16 protein-coding genes and 1 pseudogene are annotated in these 16,987 nt (G+C 37.0%); 5 read left to right on the top strand and 12 right to left on the bottom strand.

All coding sequences use genetic code 11. From position 1 onward, the window contains the following. Positions 1 to 6 precede the first annotated feature (6 nt). Positions 7 to 1,038, bottom strand: coding sequence for a DUF2804 domain-containing protein (locus tag LEP1GSC203_RS02665; protein WP_002972459.1), 1,032 nt, complete (start codon positions 1,036 to 1,038; stop codon positions 7 to 9). A 132-nt stretch (positions 1,039 to 1,170) separates the two neighbouring features. Between LEP1GSC203_RS02665 and LEP1GSC203_RS02660 the strand changes: the two genes are divergently transcribed. Next, positions 1,171 to 2,919, top strand: a complete 1,749-nt coding sequence (locus LEP1GSC203_RS02660; RefSeq protein ID WP_002972560.1) for a GMC oxidoreductase — start codon at positions 1,171 to 1,173, stop codon at positions 2,917 to 2,919. A gap of 5 nt (positions 2,920 to 2,924) precedes the next feature. Further along, positions 2,925 to 3,836, top strand: coding sequence for an ankyrin repeat domain-containing protein (locus LEP1GSC203_RS02655; protein WP_002972622.1), 912 nt, complete (start codon positions 2,925 to 2,927; stop codon positions 3,834 to 3,836). 10 nt (positions 3,837 to 3,846) lie between these two features. Here LEP1GSC203_RS02655 and LEP1GSC203_RS02650 read toward each other — a convergent pair whose 3' ends face one another. The 8 genes and pseudogenes from LEP1GSC203_RS02650 to rpmH form a co-directional block, all read right to left on the bottom strand. Continuing rightward, the gene (locus LEP1GSC203_RS02650; protein ID WP_002972913.1) at positions 3,847 to 5,484 is read right to left on the bottom strand and encodes a hypothetical protein; all 1,638 of its coding nucleotides are present in this window, start codon (positions 5,482 to 5,484) and stop codon (positions 3,847 to 3,849) included. A gap of 66 nt (positions 5,485 to 5,550) precedes the next feature. Beyond that, a complete protein-coding gene (locus LEP1GSC203_RS02645; protein ID WP_002972715.1) occupies positions 5,551 to 5,802 on the bottom strand; it encodes a hypothetical protein in 252 nt (83 codons plus the stop codon). Between the two features lie 80 nt (positions 5,803 to 5,882). Beyond that, positions 5,883 to 7,268, bottom strand: a complete 1,386-nt coding sequence (gene mnmE / locus LEP1GSC203_RS02640; protein ID WP_039937006.1) for a tRNA uridine-5-carboxymethylaminomethyl(34) synthesis GTPase MnmE — start codon at positions 7,266 to 7,268, stop codon at positions 5,883 to 5,885. Then, positions 7,261 to 7,992 (bottom strand): RNA-binding cell elongation regulator Jag/EloR, encoded by a 732-nt coding sequence (gene jag / locus LEP1GSC203_RS02635; RefSeq protein WP_002972218.1) that lies wholly within the window; start codon positions 7,990 to 7,992, stop codon positions 7,261 to 7,263. The genes mnmE and jag overlap by 8 nt, the downstream gene beginning before the upstream one ends. 28 nt (positions 7,993 to 8,020) lie before the next feature. Then, on the bottom strand, positions 8,021 to 9,973 hold the full coding sequence (yidC, locus tag LEP1GSC203_RS02630; protein ID WP_039937004.1) for a membrane protein insertase YidC: 1,953 nt from the start codon (positions 9,971 to 9,973) through the stop codon (positions 8,021 to 8,023). 3 nt (positions 9,974 to 9,976) lie between these two features. Continuing rightward, positions 9,977 to 10,204, bottom strand: a complete 228-nt coding sequence (gene yidD, locus LEP1GSC203_RS19525) for a membrane protein insertion efficiency factor YidD (protein ID WP_084764894.1) — start codon at positions 10,202 to 10,204, stop codon at positions 9,977 to 9,979. Next, a pseudogene (gene rnpA / locus LEP1GSC203_RS02625) lies at positions 10,201 to 10,506 on the bottom strand (ribonuclease P protein component); the annotation flags it as partial. The pseudogene rnpA and the gene yidD, both read right to left, overlap by 4 nt. Before the next feature lie 26 nt (positions 10,507 to 10,532). Further along, positions 10,533 to 10,694, bottom strand: coding sequence for a 50S ribosomal protein L34 (gene rpmH, locus LEP1GSC203_RS19520; protein WP_002972234.1), 162 nt, complete (start codon positions 10,692 to 10,694; stop codon positions 10,533 to 10,535). Between the two features lie 140 nt (positions 10,695 to 10,834). Between rpmH and LEP1GSC203_RS02615 the strand changes: the two genes are divergently transcribed. Then, positions 10,835 to 11,986 (top strand): MltA domain-containing protein, encoded by a 1,152-nt coding sequence (locus LEP1GSC203_RS02615; RefSeq protein ID WP_002972760.1) that lies wholly within the window; start codon positions 10,835 to 10,837, stop codon positions 11,984 to 11,986. A gap of 14 nt (positions 11,987 to 12,000) precedes the next feature. Here the strand turns inward: LEP1GSC203_RS02615 and LEP1GSC203_RS02610 are convergent, their stop codons facing one another. Further along, complete coding sequence (locus LEP1GSC203_RS02610; protein ID WP_039937207.1) at positions 12,001 to 12,657, bottom strand: TetR/AcrR family transcriptional regulator; 657 nt, start codon at positions 12,655 to 12,657, stop codon at positions 12,001 to 12,003. Between the two features lie 127 nt (positions 12,658 to 12,784). Here LEP1GSC203_RS02610 and LEP1GSC203_RS02605 point away from each other — a divergent pair, with 127 nt between their 5' ends. Together LEP1GSC203_RS02605 and LEP1GSC203_RS02600 are read left to right on the top strand one after the other, a co-directional pair. Then, on the top strand, positions 12,785 to 13,441 hold the full coding sequence (locus tag LEP1GSC203_RS02605; protein WP_002972172.1) for a DAPG hydrolase family protein: 657 nt from the start codon (positions 12,785 to 12,787) through the stop codon (positions 13,439 to 13,441). Next, the gene (locus LEP1GSC203_RS02600; protein ID WP_002972471.1) at positions 13,425 to 14,027 is read left to right on the top strand and encodes a glutathione S-transferase family protein; all 603 of its coding nucleotides are present in this window, start codon (positions 13,425 to 13,427) and stop codon (positions 14,025 to 14,027) included. Before LEP1GSC203_RS02605 ends, LEP1GSC203_RS02600 begins: the two co-directional genes overlap by 17 nt. On the opposite strand, the gene LEP1GSC203_RS02595 is transcribed toward LEP1GSC203_RS02600, so the two are convergent. Then, the gene (locus LEP1GSC203_RS02595; RefSeq protein ID WP_002972749.1) at positions 14,019 to 14,945 is read right to left on the bottom strand and encodes a cation diffusion facilitator family transporter; all 927 of its coding nucleotides are present in this window, start codon (positions 14,943 to 14,945) and stop codon (positions 14,019 to 14,021) included. The two genes, LEP1GSC203_RS02600 and LEP1GSC203_RS02595, sit on opposite strands and share 9 nt — an antisense overlap. Before the next feature lie 78 nt (positions 14,946 to 15,023). Continuing rightward, complete coding sequence (locus LEP1GSC203_RS02590; RefSeq protein WP_002972454.1) at positions 15,024 to 16,916, bottom strand: putative bifunctional diguanylate cyclase/phosphodiesterase; 1,893 nt, start codon at positions 16,914 to 16,916, stop codon at positions 15,024 to 15,026. Positions 16,917 to 16,987 lie beyond the last annotated feature (71 nt).

The following is a 16,987-nucleotide window of genomic DNA, read 5'->3' as shown; positions in this document are numbered from 1 at the left end:
AGATCTTTAGTAATGATTCAGAACATCTTCGGCAAAACCGAGGATGTTCTCGAGTTTCAGTTTTTTCCCATTATCTAAAACTACAGTTCCATTAAACTTTCCAAATACTTGGTGTTGGATCGTTTTGATAACAAAAAAATTCATATAAGAATTTCTATCTACTAGTGGTGTAAAATCTAATTCCAAACGGTTGTTATTGGATGTAAATTTCCAGGGAGCCATATAGTTTTTTGAATCAATGATAAATTTAACTTCATCTAATTTATGAATTTTACCATCATAAAGGATGATATTTTCAGAAGCTGGTGATCTATCTGTAAATCCATAACCTAAATTGAGGCCAAATGGTTTTCCTCCAATCCATGCGGATACAGAACTCCAATACCATCTATTTTTATAAGTCCAAACACCTCTGCCCCAATCCAAAGCTCCAAAATCTTTTTTGGCATCAAATTGGTATTTGGTGTTTCCCACTTGCACTTGGCCTGAAGCCGGCATACAATTGATTTTTGTATTATAATAAAATGCTTTTCTATTTTCTTTCCAAGAAGTTGCTATATTCATCGAATCCATTTTTGGTTCTTTGAGTTCGATTTTTCCTTGGATACCTTTCGTACCATCAGGTGCTTCAAAGGATTTGGATTCAAATTCCAAAATCCGTTTCCCTTTAATCACCTCAAATCGGATGCGAAGTTTTTTATCTTCAAACTGGACCACTCCACTACTATTCACTCGAGGGAATCCTGTTTTTCCTAAAGGAAGAACAGATAAAGTATCAATTTGTTTAAATGTTCCTCGTTTAAAATCCAAAAAACAAATGGCAAAAAGCCCCGCATAACCTAGATCAGATGCCGTGATCGTAATTCCAAAATCTTTAGAAGGAGAGAGAATTGAATAATAATCCCATTCTTTAATTTTGAGTGCGGAGGCAGCATTACTTTCGCGATTATAAGTCCAAAGAGGGGAACGTGCCCAACCTTCTTCCGTAAGGGTACCGTCAGGTTTTAATAGGGGGATTTGTTTTTTGATCTCAGGCATGAACCGATTGAAAAGGATTTATTACTTTCGGCTAGAAGTTTTTATCAGATTCGTTAAGAGCGAATTGACAGAAATTGAATTCCATTGCAGACTCGGTTTCGCTTACGCACCACAAACAAGGAAAAACGAACCATGAGTCCATCCATTCCAAAAGAGCTAAATTATGAGTATGACTTTATTATAGTCGGGTCTGGTTTTGGAGGATCTGTATCCGCCTATCGGCTGTCTCAAAAAGGTTACAAGGTTTTGGTGATTGAATCGGGAAAACGTTGGAAAGCAACAGACTTTCCAAAAACCAATTGGAGTTTGAGGAAGTATCTTTGGATGCCAAAACTTGGTTTTTATGGAATCCAAAGAATCAATTTACTCAATGACTTTTTACTTGTGAGTGGATCTGGTGTTGGTGGTGGATCTTTAGTGTATGCATGTACTTTGTATGTTCCTTCCGCAAAAGTTTTGAACTCTCCTTTGTATGCAAAAATGGGTGGGGAAAAAGCTCTATTACCATATTATGATGTTGCAAAACATATGCTGGGAGTGACTGAAAATCCTCAACTTTGGGAACCAGATCGTCTTCTTTTAGAAACAGCAAAAACCTTTGGTAAGGAAGATACTTTCCGAAGAACTCCTGTGGGAATTTATTTTGGAAATAAAAAAGATCCCAAAGATCCTTTTTTTGGTGGTGATGGTCCTGATCGTGATCCTTGTAACTTCTGTGGTGGTTGTATGGTGGGTTGTCGCCATAACGCTAAAAATACTCTCGATAAGAATTATCTGTATTTAGCTGAAAAATTAGGAGCAGTCATCCTTCCCGAAACGAAAGTAACATCACTCATTCCTATCAATCAAAAAGGCATTCCTGATCCAGAAGCTAGTGGCGAATTTGGATATGAATTGGAAACCAATAGCACCACTGGTTGGTTTGGTTCTCCTAAAAGAAAATTTCACTCCAAACAAGTAGTGTTGTCTGCTGGTGTGATGGGAACAGTTGGTCTTCTCCTTAAGATGCAACAAGAAAACAAAATGATTCGTTTGTCAGAGAAGTTAGGCGATACTGTTCGAACCAATAGTGAAACTGTATTGCCAGTAACTGTTCCTGCAAGTAAGGGTGTAGATTATTCCAAAGGGATTGCGATTACTTCTTCCGTTCACCCCGATGAGAATACACATATTGAACCAGTGCGGTATTCGAAAGGATCTGATTTTTTTGGAGTGCTTGCCAGTGTGATGACAGATGGTGGTGGAATTTTTCCAAGACCACTTAAATTTTTTTGGACTATGATTCGCCATCCACTTTATTTTTTGAAATCACATAACCCCGTAGGATTTGCAAAAAATTCCATCATCTTACTTGTGATGCAGACGGTTGATAATAGCGTACGACTGGTACGAAAGAGACGATTCATTTGGCCTTTCCAAAAATCAATTACTTCTGCTCTTTCCACTGGGGATCCAACCCCAACTTACATTCCTATTGCCAATGCTTTTGCTAGAAAGTTAGCGGAGATTGTGGGTGGGATACCAAGAAGTTCTTTTAATGATACACTTCTCAATGCGCCAGTTACGGGTCATATTATGGGAGGATGTATTGTGGCAGATTCTCCAGAACGAGGAGTGATCGATATGGAAAACAAAGTGTTTGGTTATAAGAACCTTCGTGTTTGTGATGCATCCATGCTTACAGTCAACTTGGGAGTGAATCCCAGTTTGACGATAACTGCCCTTTCCGAACGAGCGATGAGTTTGGTGCCGACAAAAGACAAAGCCCCGATTCAGTTTTTATCTTTTGAAACCAAAAAAGGTTTTGATAAAATTCTTGGTTCTATCACCAAAAAAACTTCCGTTAAAAAATCGACTCCCGTGAGGAAACGTGTATCATAACCTAAATGAGTTTGATAAACATTGCCAAATCGGGAAGTATCGAAGAATGGAACAAGGAAATACAAGACGGGGCTGATCCCAATGAATTAGATTCCTATGGAACCAATTCTCTTTCTTGGATGTTAAAGATGGGGAATGAGGATTTGTTTCGGCATGCGATTTTACAAGGTGCTGACCCTTCCTCACCTTATAGAACACCAGGCAATGTCATCTTTGATGTCTTAGTCCAAAACAAAACATCATTCTTAGAAATCCTTGTCGATACATTCTCTGTTTGGAAAACCTCACCTCACCTTCTTGTGCGAGACAAAAATGGAAACACCATCTTTCATCTCTCCGTTCTCGAGTCTGCAGAACCACTTTGGGAAGTGATCGTCGACTCCTTAACTCTAGAGATCCTTTCTTTAAGAAATGAAGAAGGTCGATCGGTATTTTTAGAAGCAATTACAGAAGATAGAATGGATATTGTAACCAATCTATTTCGTAAATTTCCACAAACCATCGAACACAAAGACAGTGAAGGAAAAACTGCACTTCATTTAGTCGCGGAAAGAAATTTACATGATCTTTGTTCTTATTTTTTGGAAGAGGGAAACTTTTCTTTAGAAACAAAAGACAATTTGGGAAACACAGCTTTATTTTTATCAGCCTCTGCTGATGCAGTTGAATGTTTGAAAGATCTTTTGGATGCCGGTGCCCATCCCTTTGTTTGGGGCGAGGGGAATGAATCCATTACAAGACTTTTGGATCGCGAAAAGTTTGGGCACAGTTTGAAAACCTGGAAAGACTTTGTGATCAAAAAAGCAATTCTCGGTGCAGGTTATACCTACCGAGAAGAAATGATTGATTACATCAAAAAAGAAAAACCATTCAAACCAGAAGAGTTAACCAAAGCTAAGTTAGTCGATCTAATTTGAATTAGTTTAGTTACTTCTGCGGAGTGGAATCATCCCCTAAAAATTTTGGTCCATAATTACCTTCTCTGTCCGCGTGAGAGCGGTCTGTCTTTGGACTTTCGAAAGTATAATGTTGTTCAATATTCGTTTTGAAAGGTGCATTCTCTGGAGATTCACCATACTGGTGCAGTTCCCCAATTCTTAAATCTGAACGAGGGTGTTTGCCAAGTCTTCCTTGGAACCGAAAGAAGGAAGATAACTTAGGATCCACCTTGTGGTGGCCGTCAGGGTCTTTGTCAGCGGATTGGCCCACCCAACCTGGCTCTTCCCAAGCCACAAGCCTTTCGATGCGCCCTTTGACCATAGAGCGAGCATCTACAAAACGAGTTTCCTCTTCACTTCCATTTTGCGAGGAATCTAAATTGGGAACCAGTGGACTTTTTCTAATCCCTGAACCAATCTTAACACTCGTTAGATCCTTTTCAGACAGGTTTTTTGGTAAAATGAGAATCGATGTTTCTGGATGGAAACTAGGAAATACATCCCAAGGATCAGAAATATAATTAAATAGTGCATTCCCTGCATGTAATTTAACAGTATAACCACCATAAGCTGATGTTGGGTTTCCACCGTCTGAACCCATATTCCCTTTTGCCACATAAAGAATGGGATGGTTTTTTAGAGAATTGATATTTCTAAAATCTGTATCGAGTAGGATATGATCATGTCCTGTAAGTAGAATTCGTTTTGGTTTGCCATCCTTAGAAATAAGAAGTGCATAGGATTCTAAATCTCCTTGGTGGATGTTACCAAACTTGGTTGGTCCTTCATTCCAATCATACCAAATCCAATAGGAAATGACCATGTCACCATTCCCTATTTCATACCAATAGTTACCGTTGTCTCTAAATCCAGGAAGTGCTTCCTTCTGAGTTCCCGACACAGTAGATTTCGCATAACGAACATGATAGTACAAATGAGTTTGTTTTTCTGTTTCCCTTAGATCAGGAAATTCCACATAGTTCCCTGTGGTTTGGCCTTTTGTTTTGCGACGAATGTCTTTACCTGGAAGAGTGTATTCTTTTGACTGAAAGAAGTTTGCATACTTTTCGATATTAGTAGGCAGGTATTTTTTATCTTTATGAAAGACAAGAATCGGTGAAAACTGATTTGCCAGTTCTTCTTGTTTTCGATTCGGAATTAAGTTCTCTTGGCTAACAAAAGTAAACTCTTGTTTTATGTTTGGATTTTTGGTAAACGATTCTGTATTTTGAATCCAAAAAGGATTGTGTCCAGGGGAATACTTTCCATATACCTTTTCAATTCCCTCAATTTGAATTGATAGATGAGTCCACTGTTTTGGAAACTCTTCTGCGAAAGTGATTTGGTCTGTGGAAGAATGAATCGGATGATTGAATCTATGTGATTGTTGTAAGACCGGGGAATAACATTCTTTGTCAGTGGGGACAGAGCAAAAATAAAACTTTAGAGAGACGGAGATCGTTTCTCCTTTCAATTCCTTGGGAATGGATTTGAGTTTTAATTGAAAGGGGATGGACTTGGGAGGGGAAGTTATAAGCGCGTTCTCTTTCGAACTAGAACAGGAAATTGAAGTAAGAATAAAGAAAGCTAACGAAAGATAAGTGGTTATTTTAAAGGTTGGTGTCATTTGGGTATTTAGGAATAAAAAAAACCCCTGTTTCCAGGGGTTTTGGTTTGAGATGAGACGGTAAGATTACTCTGCGTCTTTTTTTGCTTTTTTCTCTTTTTTGGCTTTCTTAGCTTTTTTAGCCTTTTTCTCGCCATCTTTGTTATTTTTTTTCTCTTTCTTCTCACCGTCTTTATTGTTCATTTTTTCTTTTTTAGGTTTAACGGTTTCAGAAGCTTCATCAGCTTGCATTGTAGGTTCTTCGTCTGCTTCTGTTTGAGCAAACAGACCAAAAGTGCTGAAAGAGAATAGAGTGAGAATCACAAGAATTTTTTTCATTTTTTACCTCGTATCGAATGTGCACCAATTAGATACTATTTGGACGATTAGACAATCGTTAATTTTGAGATTTTTATGAATTATTTACCTACACAAAATTTACTAAATATTCTGCCTAGGATTTCTTCGTTATCTACATGCCCGTTGACTTCACCAATTTCTTTGAGTGAAGTATTGATTTCTTGAATATAAATTTCAGCAGGGGCACCATCTTCCATCAGTAAAATAGCCTCTGATAAACTAGATTCGATTTTTTGAATGTGATATCTTTGTCGATCTTCTAATAATACGACATCTTCCGCACTATCCTTAGAGGTAAGTTTTGATTTTAAAAGTTCTAATAGATGAGAAATTCCCACTTTTGTTTTGCAAGAGATTTCCGCTATTTCTAACTCAAATTCTTTTTGTAAACTTTCTAAATCGATTGTGTTCCAATCTTTGTGTTTTTCATCAATTTTGTTGGCAACAAGGATAGAACCACGGAGTCTTTCTTTGTGTTTTGATAAAAACGAACTTTTGTCGAATGGTAGAGAAGTGTCAATGAGAAGAAGTTTTACATTGGCACTATCTGCCTCTCGTTTGCTTCGTTCTATTCCCATCTGTTCTATGTTATCTGAGGTTTCTCGGATACCTGCTGTATCGACAAGTCGAATCGGTATTCCATCTAAACTCAATTCTTCCGCAATATAATCTCTTGTTGTCCCTGGGATATCGGAAATAATGGACCGATCCTTTCCAATAAGTAAATTCATAAGGCTCGACTTTCCCGTATTAGGTTCTCCGAATAAAACGACTGTAGATTGTAAAATCAAGTTTTCAGCACGTTCGGAATCTTGAATCAGTTTAGTACAGAGGTTACGAAGGGCCACCATTCGATTTTTTCTTTCTTCTAAACTTTCAAAGGTTAAATCTTCTGTAGAAAAATCAATTTCTGCTTCGCATTCTGCTTTAAGAGAAATCAAATCACTTCTTATTTTGGAACTTAACTTTGTGATTTCTCCAAAAACATTTTTTTGTGCTAATTCCAATTCATATCTAGACCTTGCTTCAATGAGTCGACTAATCGCCTCTGCACCCGATAGATTGATTTTTCCATTCAGATAGGCTCTTTTGGTAAACTCACCTTTTTGTGCAGGCCTGGCACCCTTTTGAAATAGGATTTGTAATCCACGTTTGAGTAGGATGGGGTTTCCATGTAAATGAAACTCCGCTAAATCTTCACCCGTATAGGAGTTAGGTGATGGAAAATAGAAAAATACGATTTGGTCGAGTGGTTTCTCTGCATCGACAAAATCGCAGAAAATAGCAGATCGTTTTTGATTTTTTAAAAATTCTTCGGTGAGTGGTGATCCGTTCTTTTGGAGAACAGAAAGTGCAATGGGCAAAACGGCAGAGCCCGATACCCGAAGGATGCCAATCGCTCCGGGACCTGAGGCGGTGGACAATGCCGCTATCGTATCAATCAAGATCTTCTTGGTCTACTCCATCTGCAAAGTCTTCTACAGGAAGGCCTTTTTTTGAAGGATCTTCCAAATCTTTGTATTTATGTTTTTCTTTTGCAGAGATGACACGAACTCTTTTAAAAGTTCCGTTTCCTTCCGATCGAGTGAATACTCTTTCGTCTTCTTGGATTGCCATGTGAACAATTCTTCGTTCAAACGGATTCATTGGATCTAAAAGTTTTGATCTTCCTGATTTGATGACCGATGCAGCAACCGACTTTGCCAATCGAATGAGAGATAACTCGCGTTTGTCGCGGTAAGATTCAATATCTAATACAATTTTTCGATTGTGGCGAATTCTTGGGTCTACCATCAAATTGAGAAGGAATTGTAGTGAATCTAAAGTGCCCCCTCTTTTTCCAATGATGAGTCCAGATTCTTTACTTGTAAGTTCGACATAGATTTTTCCATCTACGTCACCCATTCCGACCACTTCCGCAGGAATTCCCATTTTTTTCAAAATGGTAATGATAACTCCATGGATGATTTTTTCGGATGGGATGTCGTTGTTAGCAACAAACGCGCGTACAACGGCAGGTTTTTTTTGTGTGATTCCCAAAAATCCGGATTTTCCGGAATCAACTACTTCGAATCGTAAATCGCCTGGTTGGAGGCGAAGGGTTTCTAAAGAATATTCTTCCGCCTCACTTTTAGTTTTTCCTTCGGCTTCGAAAATGTAATTATTCATCTGTGATCTTCCTTGTTAAACAATGATTTCATTTTTTCTTTTTGTTCTGGTTTCTAAAACCAGGACGAGCTACTGCTGATGCGTTGTTAGCTGGCTCTGGGCCATTATTTTTCGGTTTTTTGTCTTCCGATTTTCCAAACTTGTTTGTGTAAACTTGTTGGGCAATAGATAAGATATTTTGCATAGTCCAATACATAGTTACACCGGCAGGCATTGACCAGAAGAAGTATAACATGATGACTGGCATCATATACATCATCATTTTTTGGTTCGGGTCTGTAGAGACTGTTGTCATTCGAGACTGAACCACTTGGGTTGCTACCATGATGAGTGGTAAGATGTTGATGGCAAGGGCACCAATAAAAGCTAACTTGGGAGTTGTGTAAACTGTATCAGGTTCACTTAAATCTTTGATCCATAAAAATGGAGAATTCCAAAGGTCAACAGTATCAGAAAACGCTGTATAGAGTGCGATAAAGATTGGTATTTGGATGAGCATCGGAAGACAACCCGCCATAGGATTGGTTCCGTTCTTTTTGTATAACTCTACCGTTTTTTCTTGTTTGAGTTTCGGATCATCCGCATACTTTTCATTGATGAGTTTAATTTGTGGAGATAACTCTTGCATCTTCTTCATAGATTCCGCCTGTTTTTTGTTCAGCGGATAAAATGCTAATTTGAAGAGGATGGCAAAAATAACAATGGCCCAACCGTAGTTTGGAATGACCAAATAAATCTTTTTTAAGATCCAAACAATTCCGTTTCTTAGAGGAGTTGTGATTCCTTGGTTGAATGATTTGTCTAGTGAATCACTAAGACCAGCAAATGCAGAGTCTTTGTTGATTTTTGGATCGAGTTTGCTGTCTCGGAAAGCGGTTCCGTCAAGTTCACGAACACCAACATAAGCCGCATAATTTAAGTTTACTTCTTCGCCAGGACCAAGTTTCCAATTGTCATAAACAAGAAGAACTCCGGTTTCATTTCCTTTGCGATTATCGAGAAGTACTCCCGCAGGGTAATCGTTTAATGGATCAATTACACCAATAAAGTAACGACTACCTGTTCCCACAAAGTCCACTTTATCAGTAGAACCTTTTTTGATTTCATAACGAGTATCTTTTCCTTCATTGGAACCAAATAGATTATCAAAAAATCCTTGGGTGCTTGTTCCGTCTACGTGGTCTTTAAAACTTCCATCTAAATAGTAGTAACGAAAGTAATGTGCATTGTCCCGGTCGTTAAAGTCTTCTTTTTTCTTAAGAACTGGCCCAAGAGAACTAAACGATCTAAAATACACATCCGATTTGGAAGGAGAGATATTAATGGTTTCGTTGGTTCTGTTTTTTAAAGTTAAATGAAATTTAAAATAATTTTCAGAAGGGAAAAATTGGAACTTCTTTTGGATTGTGAATTTTCCATCTAATGAAGGTGCTTCAAAGATTACAGTTTTTGTTTCTGCATTGTAACTAGAACTAAAGTTTACTAAGTTATATGCGGAAAAAGGAATGGTATCTTTGTCTTCAATGATGTTGAAGTCAAAACCTTGGCCTCTACTGAGTTCCACAGCCTTTTCTTTTTTTCCATCAAATTCGATTTCGAACTTAGGATCTTTTGCTATCGCAAATTCTGAACCATCTGGTTCTTTGTGGTCTTTGATATAGTATTCAGTAATTCGTCCACCTAAACTAGAAAAATGAACTAAGAAGGAATCTGTTTTGAGAGAAAACTTTTTTTCATCTTCCGGTTTTACAGGAATTAACTTAGTAGTTTCTGCAGAAGGTTTCTTAAGTTCTGCTTTTGGATCCGCCGTAGTTCCTGTAGTTTTCTCTTTCTCAGAGTTTTCTTTCGAAACTTCATCAGCAGTTTTTGGTTTTGGTGTTTGTGGAGGAAAGAAAAAATAGTTAATTCCCATCCATACTGCTAAACTGAGGAATAGCGCGAGGAATAAGCGACTTTGTCTGTTAGTGGAATCATTTTGCATAAGTTAACTCTTGTTAAAGGATTTCGGTAAAGGATCATGACCACCTTCGTGAAAAGGGTGGCATTTAGAAATTCGAACTACACTAAGCACAAACGCTTTGTACCATGGGTAGGTTTCAAACGCTTGTTTGGCGTATTCGGAACAACTTGGGGTAAACCGGCAAGCCGGAGGCAATAGGGGGGACAGCAGTTTTTTGTAGAGGAAAATAAGAACCAAAAACAGCCGATTCATGGGAATTGTTTTAGAACCGAAAGGAAAAAAGCCTCTCGGTCTTCCTTAGATAACTTCGCAAATTCTTTCTGAACTAGGAGGGCATAATCATAACCCACTGGCAGTAAAGAATGATGTTTCCGAACCAATTCTCTCAGGATTCGTTTCGAAAGGTTACGTGCAACGGCTGTTTTGTGAGTTTTATCGGGGCAAAATAAAAAACTGGCAAACGGAAGGCCGTTTTTTCGAACAAGCCATCGCATCGGTGGCCTGCCCATTTTACGATTCTGACGAAAAAGTTCCTGGATCCTGGTTGGGTCGCGAAGGGTCTCCGAAGGAAGCTCCTAAACTAGAACTTTCTCCCGATTTTTTCGTCGGAAACAGTCAATTTAGCGCGTCCTTTTCTTCTTCTGGAGGCGATTACATTTCTTCCACCTGGGGTAGCCATTCTGGCTCGGAATCCGTGAGTTCTCACGCGTTTAATTTTACTCGGCTGGTACGTACGTTTCATGAAACACCTAATTTATCTATATATGATCGCAAAAATATGAGGTCTTTTGAAAGGTTTTTGGTACCCTCATGGAAGTCAAGGGGAATTGGTAAAAATGATTGGACAGTGACTTTCTAATGAGACATAAGGAAAAAAAGCCAATGGTCCATAGTTGTAAAAAAGAAAGTCGCTTACCTTTTCGCCTGAGGATCCAACGAAACACACTATTTTTTGCGATCGGCTTTTTTGCCTTACTTTCTATATTTCCCCAAACGGCGCAGAACCAAAATCAAAACATTCCCTTGATTTCTCAAACTGCAAATCTGGATTCTGCATTAAATGAGTCGATCTTGTATTTCAAACGAATGCCAGAAGATACAAAAATTCGTATTTTAGATGAGGAATATACAAACAAAGAGATACTCAAGTCTTTAGCTGATTTACAAATGATAGTCAGTAACTCTTCGGATTATCAAATGCAAACGGAAATCAAAAAACGTTTTCAATTAATTGATTTGAGTCCCCCAAATGAACCACCAACTATAACAGGATATTATGAAGTTCGAATTCATGGAAAAAACAAACCTGAAAGAGAATACAAATACCCTGCATTATCTCCTCCCATATTGAAACCAGATAAAAATGGAGAAGAGAATCCAATTCACTTCCCGAGGGAAAGATGGAATGAAAAGTCTTTATGGGAAAAATATTCCAAACCCATCGTATACTTACGTTTGACCGATTTACATTTAGCACAATTGGAAGGATCTGCACTTGTGCAAACAGAAACAAATGAATCCTTTCGGATTAATTATGCAGCCGACAATGCTCAAAATTATATAAGTCCTTCAGTTTATCTTAAGGGAATTTGTCCGAGTTTAAAACCATACCATTTGTCTATTTGTATTCAATCGAAACCGAATGAAGTTACTGAAGCGATATTAAAAAATCCAAGATATATATTCTTTGAAAAAGAAACATTATCAAAATCTAATATTTCAGTTGATGTAACTGGGCCACTGGGAAGCGCCGGAATTCGTTTGGTTCCCTTTCGCTCTGTTGCCATGGACAAAAAAATTCCTTTAGGATTTCCTATCCTTCTATCTTTTCAAACCGATTTTGATTCAGTAAACAATCATTTGGTGTTTGTTCATGATCGGGGAAATGCCATTACGGGAGATGGAAGATTGGATTATTTTTTAGGAAGTGGCGTAGGTATTGAGGAATTTGCTAACAATTTGTTAACAAAAGGAAAAGTGACATTGTTACTTCCTAAAAAAGAAACTCGTAGGAATCAACAAAAGGTGAACTAGCATCGTTTCGATGATCATTGTTCCCTTGTAATTCCGTGATAAAAAATTTCAAAAATAGTTTCTATTTCCTCGTTTGGATCCATAGGCAACTTGGGAGCCAATACAAATTTAGTGATTAAAAAACTTGCTCCTAAACTAAAAGAGGCTCTTACGATTTGATTGGCATTAATATCCTTTCTGATTTGGCCAATTTCTTGGAAGTAATGTATGGCTTCGATTGAGGTATCATATAAATTTGTTTTCCAAAGATTACCGAATATTTCAGAAAATTCTTTAGAGAAAAGAAGGGCACCGAGCAGTAGTTTTAATTTTTTGGGTTCTTTTGATACCGCAGTATATCTTGCCTTAAGAATGGAAATATACCAATCCTTGAAGTTTGGTTTCAACGATACTAATCTTTCTTTTAGGTCTGACATATGTCCAGGGACAATGGTTGATAAAAGTAAACCAGAGAGTATTCTTTTGTATAAATCAAACTTGGAAGGAAAGTATTTAAAAAGTGTACGTTCTGTAACCCCAGCCCTTTTCGCTAATTCTGAGGTTGTGGCACCAGTAAATCCAACTTCGGCAAAAACATCTTCTGCTGCCTGAACTATATCCTGTTCTTTGTCAGATTGAGGATTTTGGTAAGCTGTAAATTCATTTTGTAGTAATTTTAGGGTCAGTTTCATAGTTTCTTCTGATTCGTTTGGAATCATTTTTTACCTCCTGTCAAATTTTTCGATTGATTTTTTGTATAGTAATTACTTTACATAGAAAATATCAAAGTATAGTGTTTACTATACCAAGGGAAAAGGAATGAAAAAGGTCAAACTAGGATTATTACCCAAATTACCAATTGAATGGAATCGAAAGTCTGTGGGTTCTGCAGAATCAGGCAGGGAAGTTTTGTCAGATGGGCGTATCAAATATTGGATTCGGCATGAAGAATTAAAAGGTGTTTCTCCGAAAATGTTGACTTGGTGGTTTCAACATTTGGAAGGAGATATGGAATATGAAGGGCATGTATACAACAGGTATCTTGTTTGGCATCCTGAAGACCATGTTCATGTCAGTTACCAAAAACGAAAAGCCGACGGAAGTGTTGGTCCTGGTGCTGCACTTAGAATCGTAGAATACTTAGGAAGGCAAAAAAGTTATTTAGTCAATGTTGTAAGTCCAATTGAAAAATTAGACGAAGATGGTTTCATTCATAATCCTTGGTTGTATGGAATTTTGCCTTTGGCCCGAATGGAATACAGTTTTAAAGAAACAGAATTTGGAACTCGTTATGAGAATTGTTTGATTGTGGGATGGAAGGGCATTAGTTTTAGAATATTTCAACCAATCTTTGAATTTTTGTTCTTTGACAAAAAACATGGATTTGCTTGGATCAAACATAACATTGAAGAGGTGGGACAGTTCGAACGTTTTTTACCTAATCTCTATCGGAAGGAAAATGAAAATATACGGTGATAAACAATCAGGCAATAGTTACAAACTCATTCTTGTGACTTCCTTCTTACAAATTCATTATGAATGGCAGGACATTGACACTAAAAAGGGAGAAACCAGAACGGATTCATTTTTACAATTGAATCCCAATGGAAAAATTCCGATTTTAATTTGGAACGATGGAAGAGTATTGTCAGAGTCCAATGCAATCTTAAATTTTTTAGCAGAAGGAAGTGATCTGATTCCAAAAGATGCATTTGAAAGGGCTCGGGTTCTTCAATGGCAATTTTTTGAACAATACAGCCATGAGCCTTATATCGCAGTTGCAAGGTATATCAAACATTATTTGGGAATTCCTGAAGAGAGACGTACCGAATACGAATCAAAACAGGAAGGAGGTCATAAAGCCTTAAAAGTGTTAGAAACTGAGTTAGAGAAGGCACCTTTCCTCGTTGGGAATTCGCTGACTACCGCCGACATCTCTTTATTTGCTTATACACATGTGGCTCATGAGGGTGGATTTGATTTATCAATGTATCCAAAAATTCAAGATTGGATCAGACGAATTCAATCTTTGGAAAGATTTAAGCCAATGCATTCAGTCTGAATGTAATTTGCATTGTTCGGCATCTGTTTCTAGTTCGATGGTTGTATGGATGATTTCAAATTCTAAGGCAACCTTTCGAATTTTCTCTTTCACTTTTTGGAACTCATTTAGTTTTACAGTTTTATCTATCAATACATGTAAAGAAGCCACATGATGATTACCATCTAAACTCCATATTTTAATATCATGTACTGAATGAATTCCTTTGATTTTTTCCCATCTAACGATTAAATCTTTTCGATCAATTGATTCAGGAACTGCCTGTAACATGACAACCATTACTTGTTTGATGTTTCCATAAGCATTCCATAAAATCCATAAGGCAATCACAAGCGAAAGTAATGGATCAAACCAAGGAAATGCAAAATACATCATTACAATGCTACCGACTAAGACGGCGATCCAACCGAGAATATCTTCTAAAAAATGCAAAAAAACAGCTCTCTCTGTTAAAGATTTTCCGTGGTTCAATCGAATCATGGCGGCTCCATTGACGACAACGCCAATGATAGCCAAAACAAACATAACATCAGCTTTGGTATCTTCCGGAGAAATGAATCTCTTGATTGATTCAATGATCATAAAAATTGATCCAACGGATAGAATCACAGAAATGATAAGTGCACCTAATATAGAGAATCGTTTGTATCCATAATCAAAATAGTGATCTTTTGGTTTTGTTGAAACTTTTTGAAGATACCAAACAAGGGCAAGAGACAAGGCATCACCAAAGTCGTGAAAGGCGTCGGAGATTATAGCAATACTATTGGAAAAGATTCCACCGGCCAACTCTAAGAGAGAAAAACTTAAGTTAAGTGCAAATGCCCAGGCTAAATTTTTGGAAGAGGAAGTGGTATGGTGGTGGTGATGATCGTGCGAGTGATGGTCGTGATTGGAATGATTATGACCTTGTCCCATAGAGGATATAGTTTCAGATTAGTTTTTTCTCTGCAACTAAAGAAAGAATAGAAATTAAAATGAATTTGCAGATTCCATTCAATCAAAAAGAATCTGTGGTCTTGAGTACAGGTATCCTTGGACAACGTGACATGAGGTTTGTTTGAGTCGGAGAAGTTGTTCTTCGTTTTCAATCCCTTCTGCAATGGTTTTGAGCCCTAAAGAATCAGCTAAATGACAAATGGATTCCAAAAGGAGAAAGTTCCGGTCAGATGAGGCAATATCATCTAAAAACGATTTATCAATTTTTAATTCATCAAATTGTATTTTTTGCATATAATGAAGTGATGAATAACCTTTACCGAAATCATCTAATGAAACTGATATTCCTTTTGATCTTAATTCAGATACAATTTGTTGGATGGTTTCTATTTCATCTAAAAAAACATCTTCTGTGATTTCGAAGATAATATGTTTTGGATCAATATTGTGATCGAATAAATAACGAATGATGTATTCGTTAAAGTTAGGATATAAAAAGAAAATGGGTGAAATATTGATCGAAACTTGTATTTCCTTTCCATAGGTTTCTAATAATCGAGGGATATGGGAAATTACTTTTTCGAAGATACATTTTCCAAAAGGAACAATTAACTCTGATTTTGTGATGATGGGAATAAATTCATCAGGAGCTACATCTCCAAATTCAGGCAAACTCCACCGAGCGAGTGCCTCAAGGCCTACAGTTTGTTTAGAAGTAATGTCGACTTTTTCTTGATAAGCAATTTTGAAATTTCCCGCATTGATAGCTTTCTCTAAATAATTTTTTAATTTCTGTTCTCTTTCAATTTTTGACTCCATCCCAGTTTGGAACCAAACTATTTTTGTTAATAGTCCATTTCTTGCAACATTCATTGCTATGGAAAGTTTCCGAATCATTTCATCGAGTTGAATTGCATCTTCTGGAAATTGAATTCCGGAAACTCTGTATTGCAGTCTATGTCCTAGTCGCTCAGGAGTTAATAATTCATTATTGTTTAGATCGAATTTTACGATGGCTTCTTCGATTTTGGTTTTGCTAGAGTTTTCAATCCAAAGAATAAATTCATCGCCACCTAAACTAGCAACTAGGACACCTGGCTTTTCATCTGTATATAATTTTAATACGCATCCTGTTAATGTTAGAATTTGATCTCCAAATCCAATTCCATGTAGTGCATTAATTACTTTGAGTCCTTTTAAATTGATCAATAGAAGAAATGATTCATTTAAACCAGAGTTGATTCTGTTTTGGATTAATTTTTCAAAAAGGTATCGGTTTGGTAGTTGTGTTAAGGAATCATAAAATGCAAGTTTATCGATCTGTTTTTGAGAATTTAAAATTTTGCATCTGGATTCTTTGAGATATACTATATTTTTTATTAATTTAGACCGAAGCCTTTGGATTAAAAATCCAGTTAATACAGAAAATAGAATTAAACTAACAGAATTAAAAACCCATTCTCTAGGATTATTATTTCTAATCCCTAATGAATCTGGAAATCGAATCCAAGATATATAAACAAGTCCACCAAACAAAGCAGGAAGTAAAGAAACAAGAATAGCAGAAATTAAACTTAAGATAGGAGGAAGAAAAACAAAAAAAGAAACTATCATAAATGCTAATGAAATTTCGGCGCTACCCAAAAGGCCACTTCGCAAATAGGATAATACAGAGATAAATACAGTCGTACAAATTAAACTAAAAACACGAATGATTAATGGGACTTTGTTTTTTAAAAGATATTCTAAAAATAAAATCACCGCAAAACTAAAGTCTACTGCAAAAAAAAGATAATCAACTTCACCTTGATGGGTAAAAATGGGAACTATATGTAGACCTGCTGCAACAACAAACAAACCTGATGCGGCTAAAAGAAACCTGCGTAGTAAGGGGCTTGTGTCTTTTCGGAATTTTGTCCAGTAGACATATTTATGTTTATCTGCCAACATTGTCTCTAATTGGACGATGGGAACTGATTCTAAGAAACTGTAAAAAATCCTTTCCTTAGCGATTGGTTCAG

The sequence above is a fragment of the Leptospira terpstrae serovar Hualin str. LT 11-33 = ATCC 700639 genome (genome assembly GCF_000332495.1).
Lineage (GTDB): Bacteria > Spirochaetota > Leptospiria > Leptospirales > Leptospiraceae > Leptospira_A > Leptospira_A terpstrae.
The sequence above is the reverse complement of the archived record's forward strand: the minus strand, read 5'-3'. Positions and strand labels throughout refer to the sequence as shown.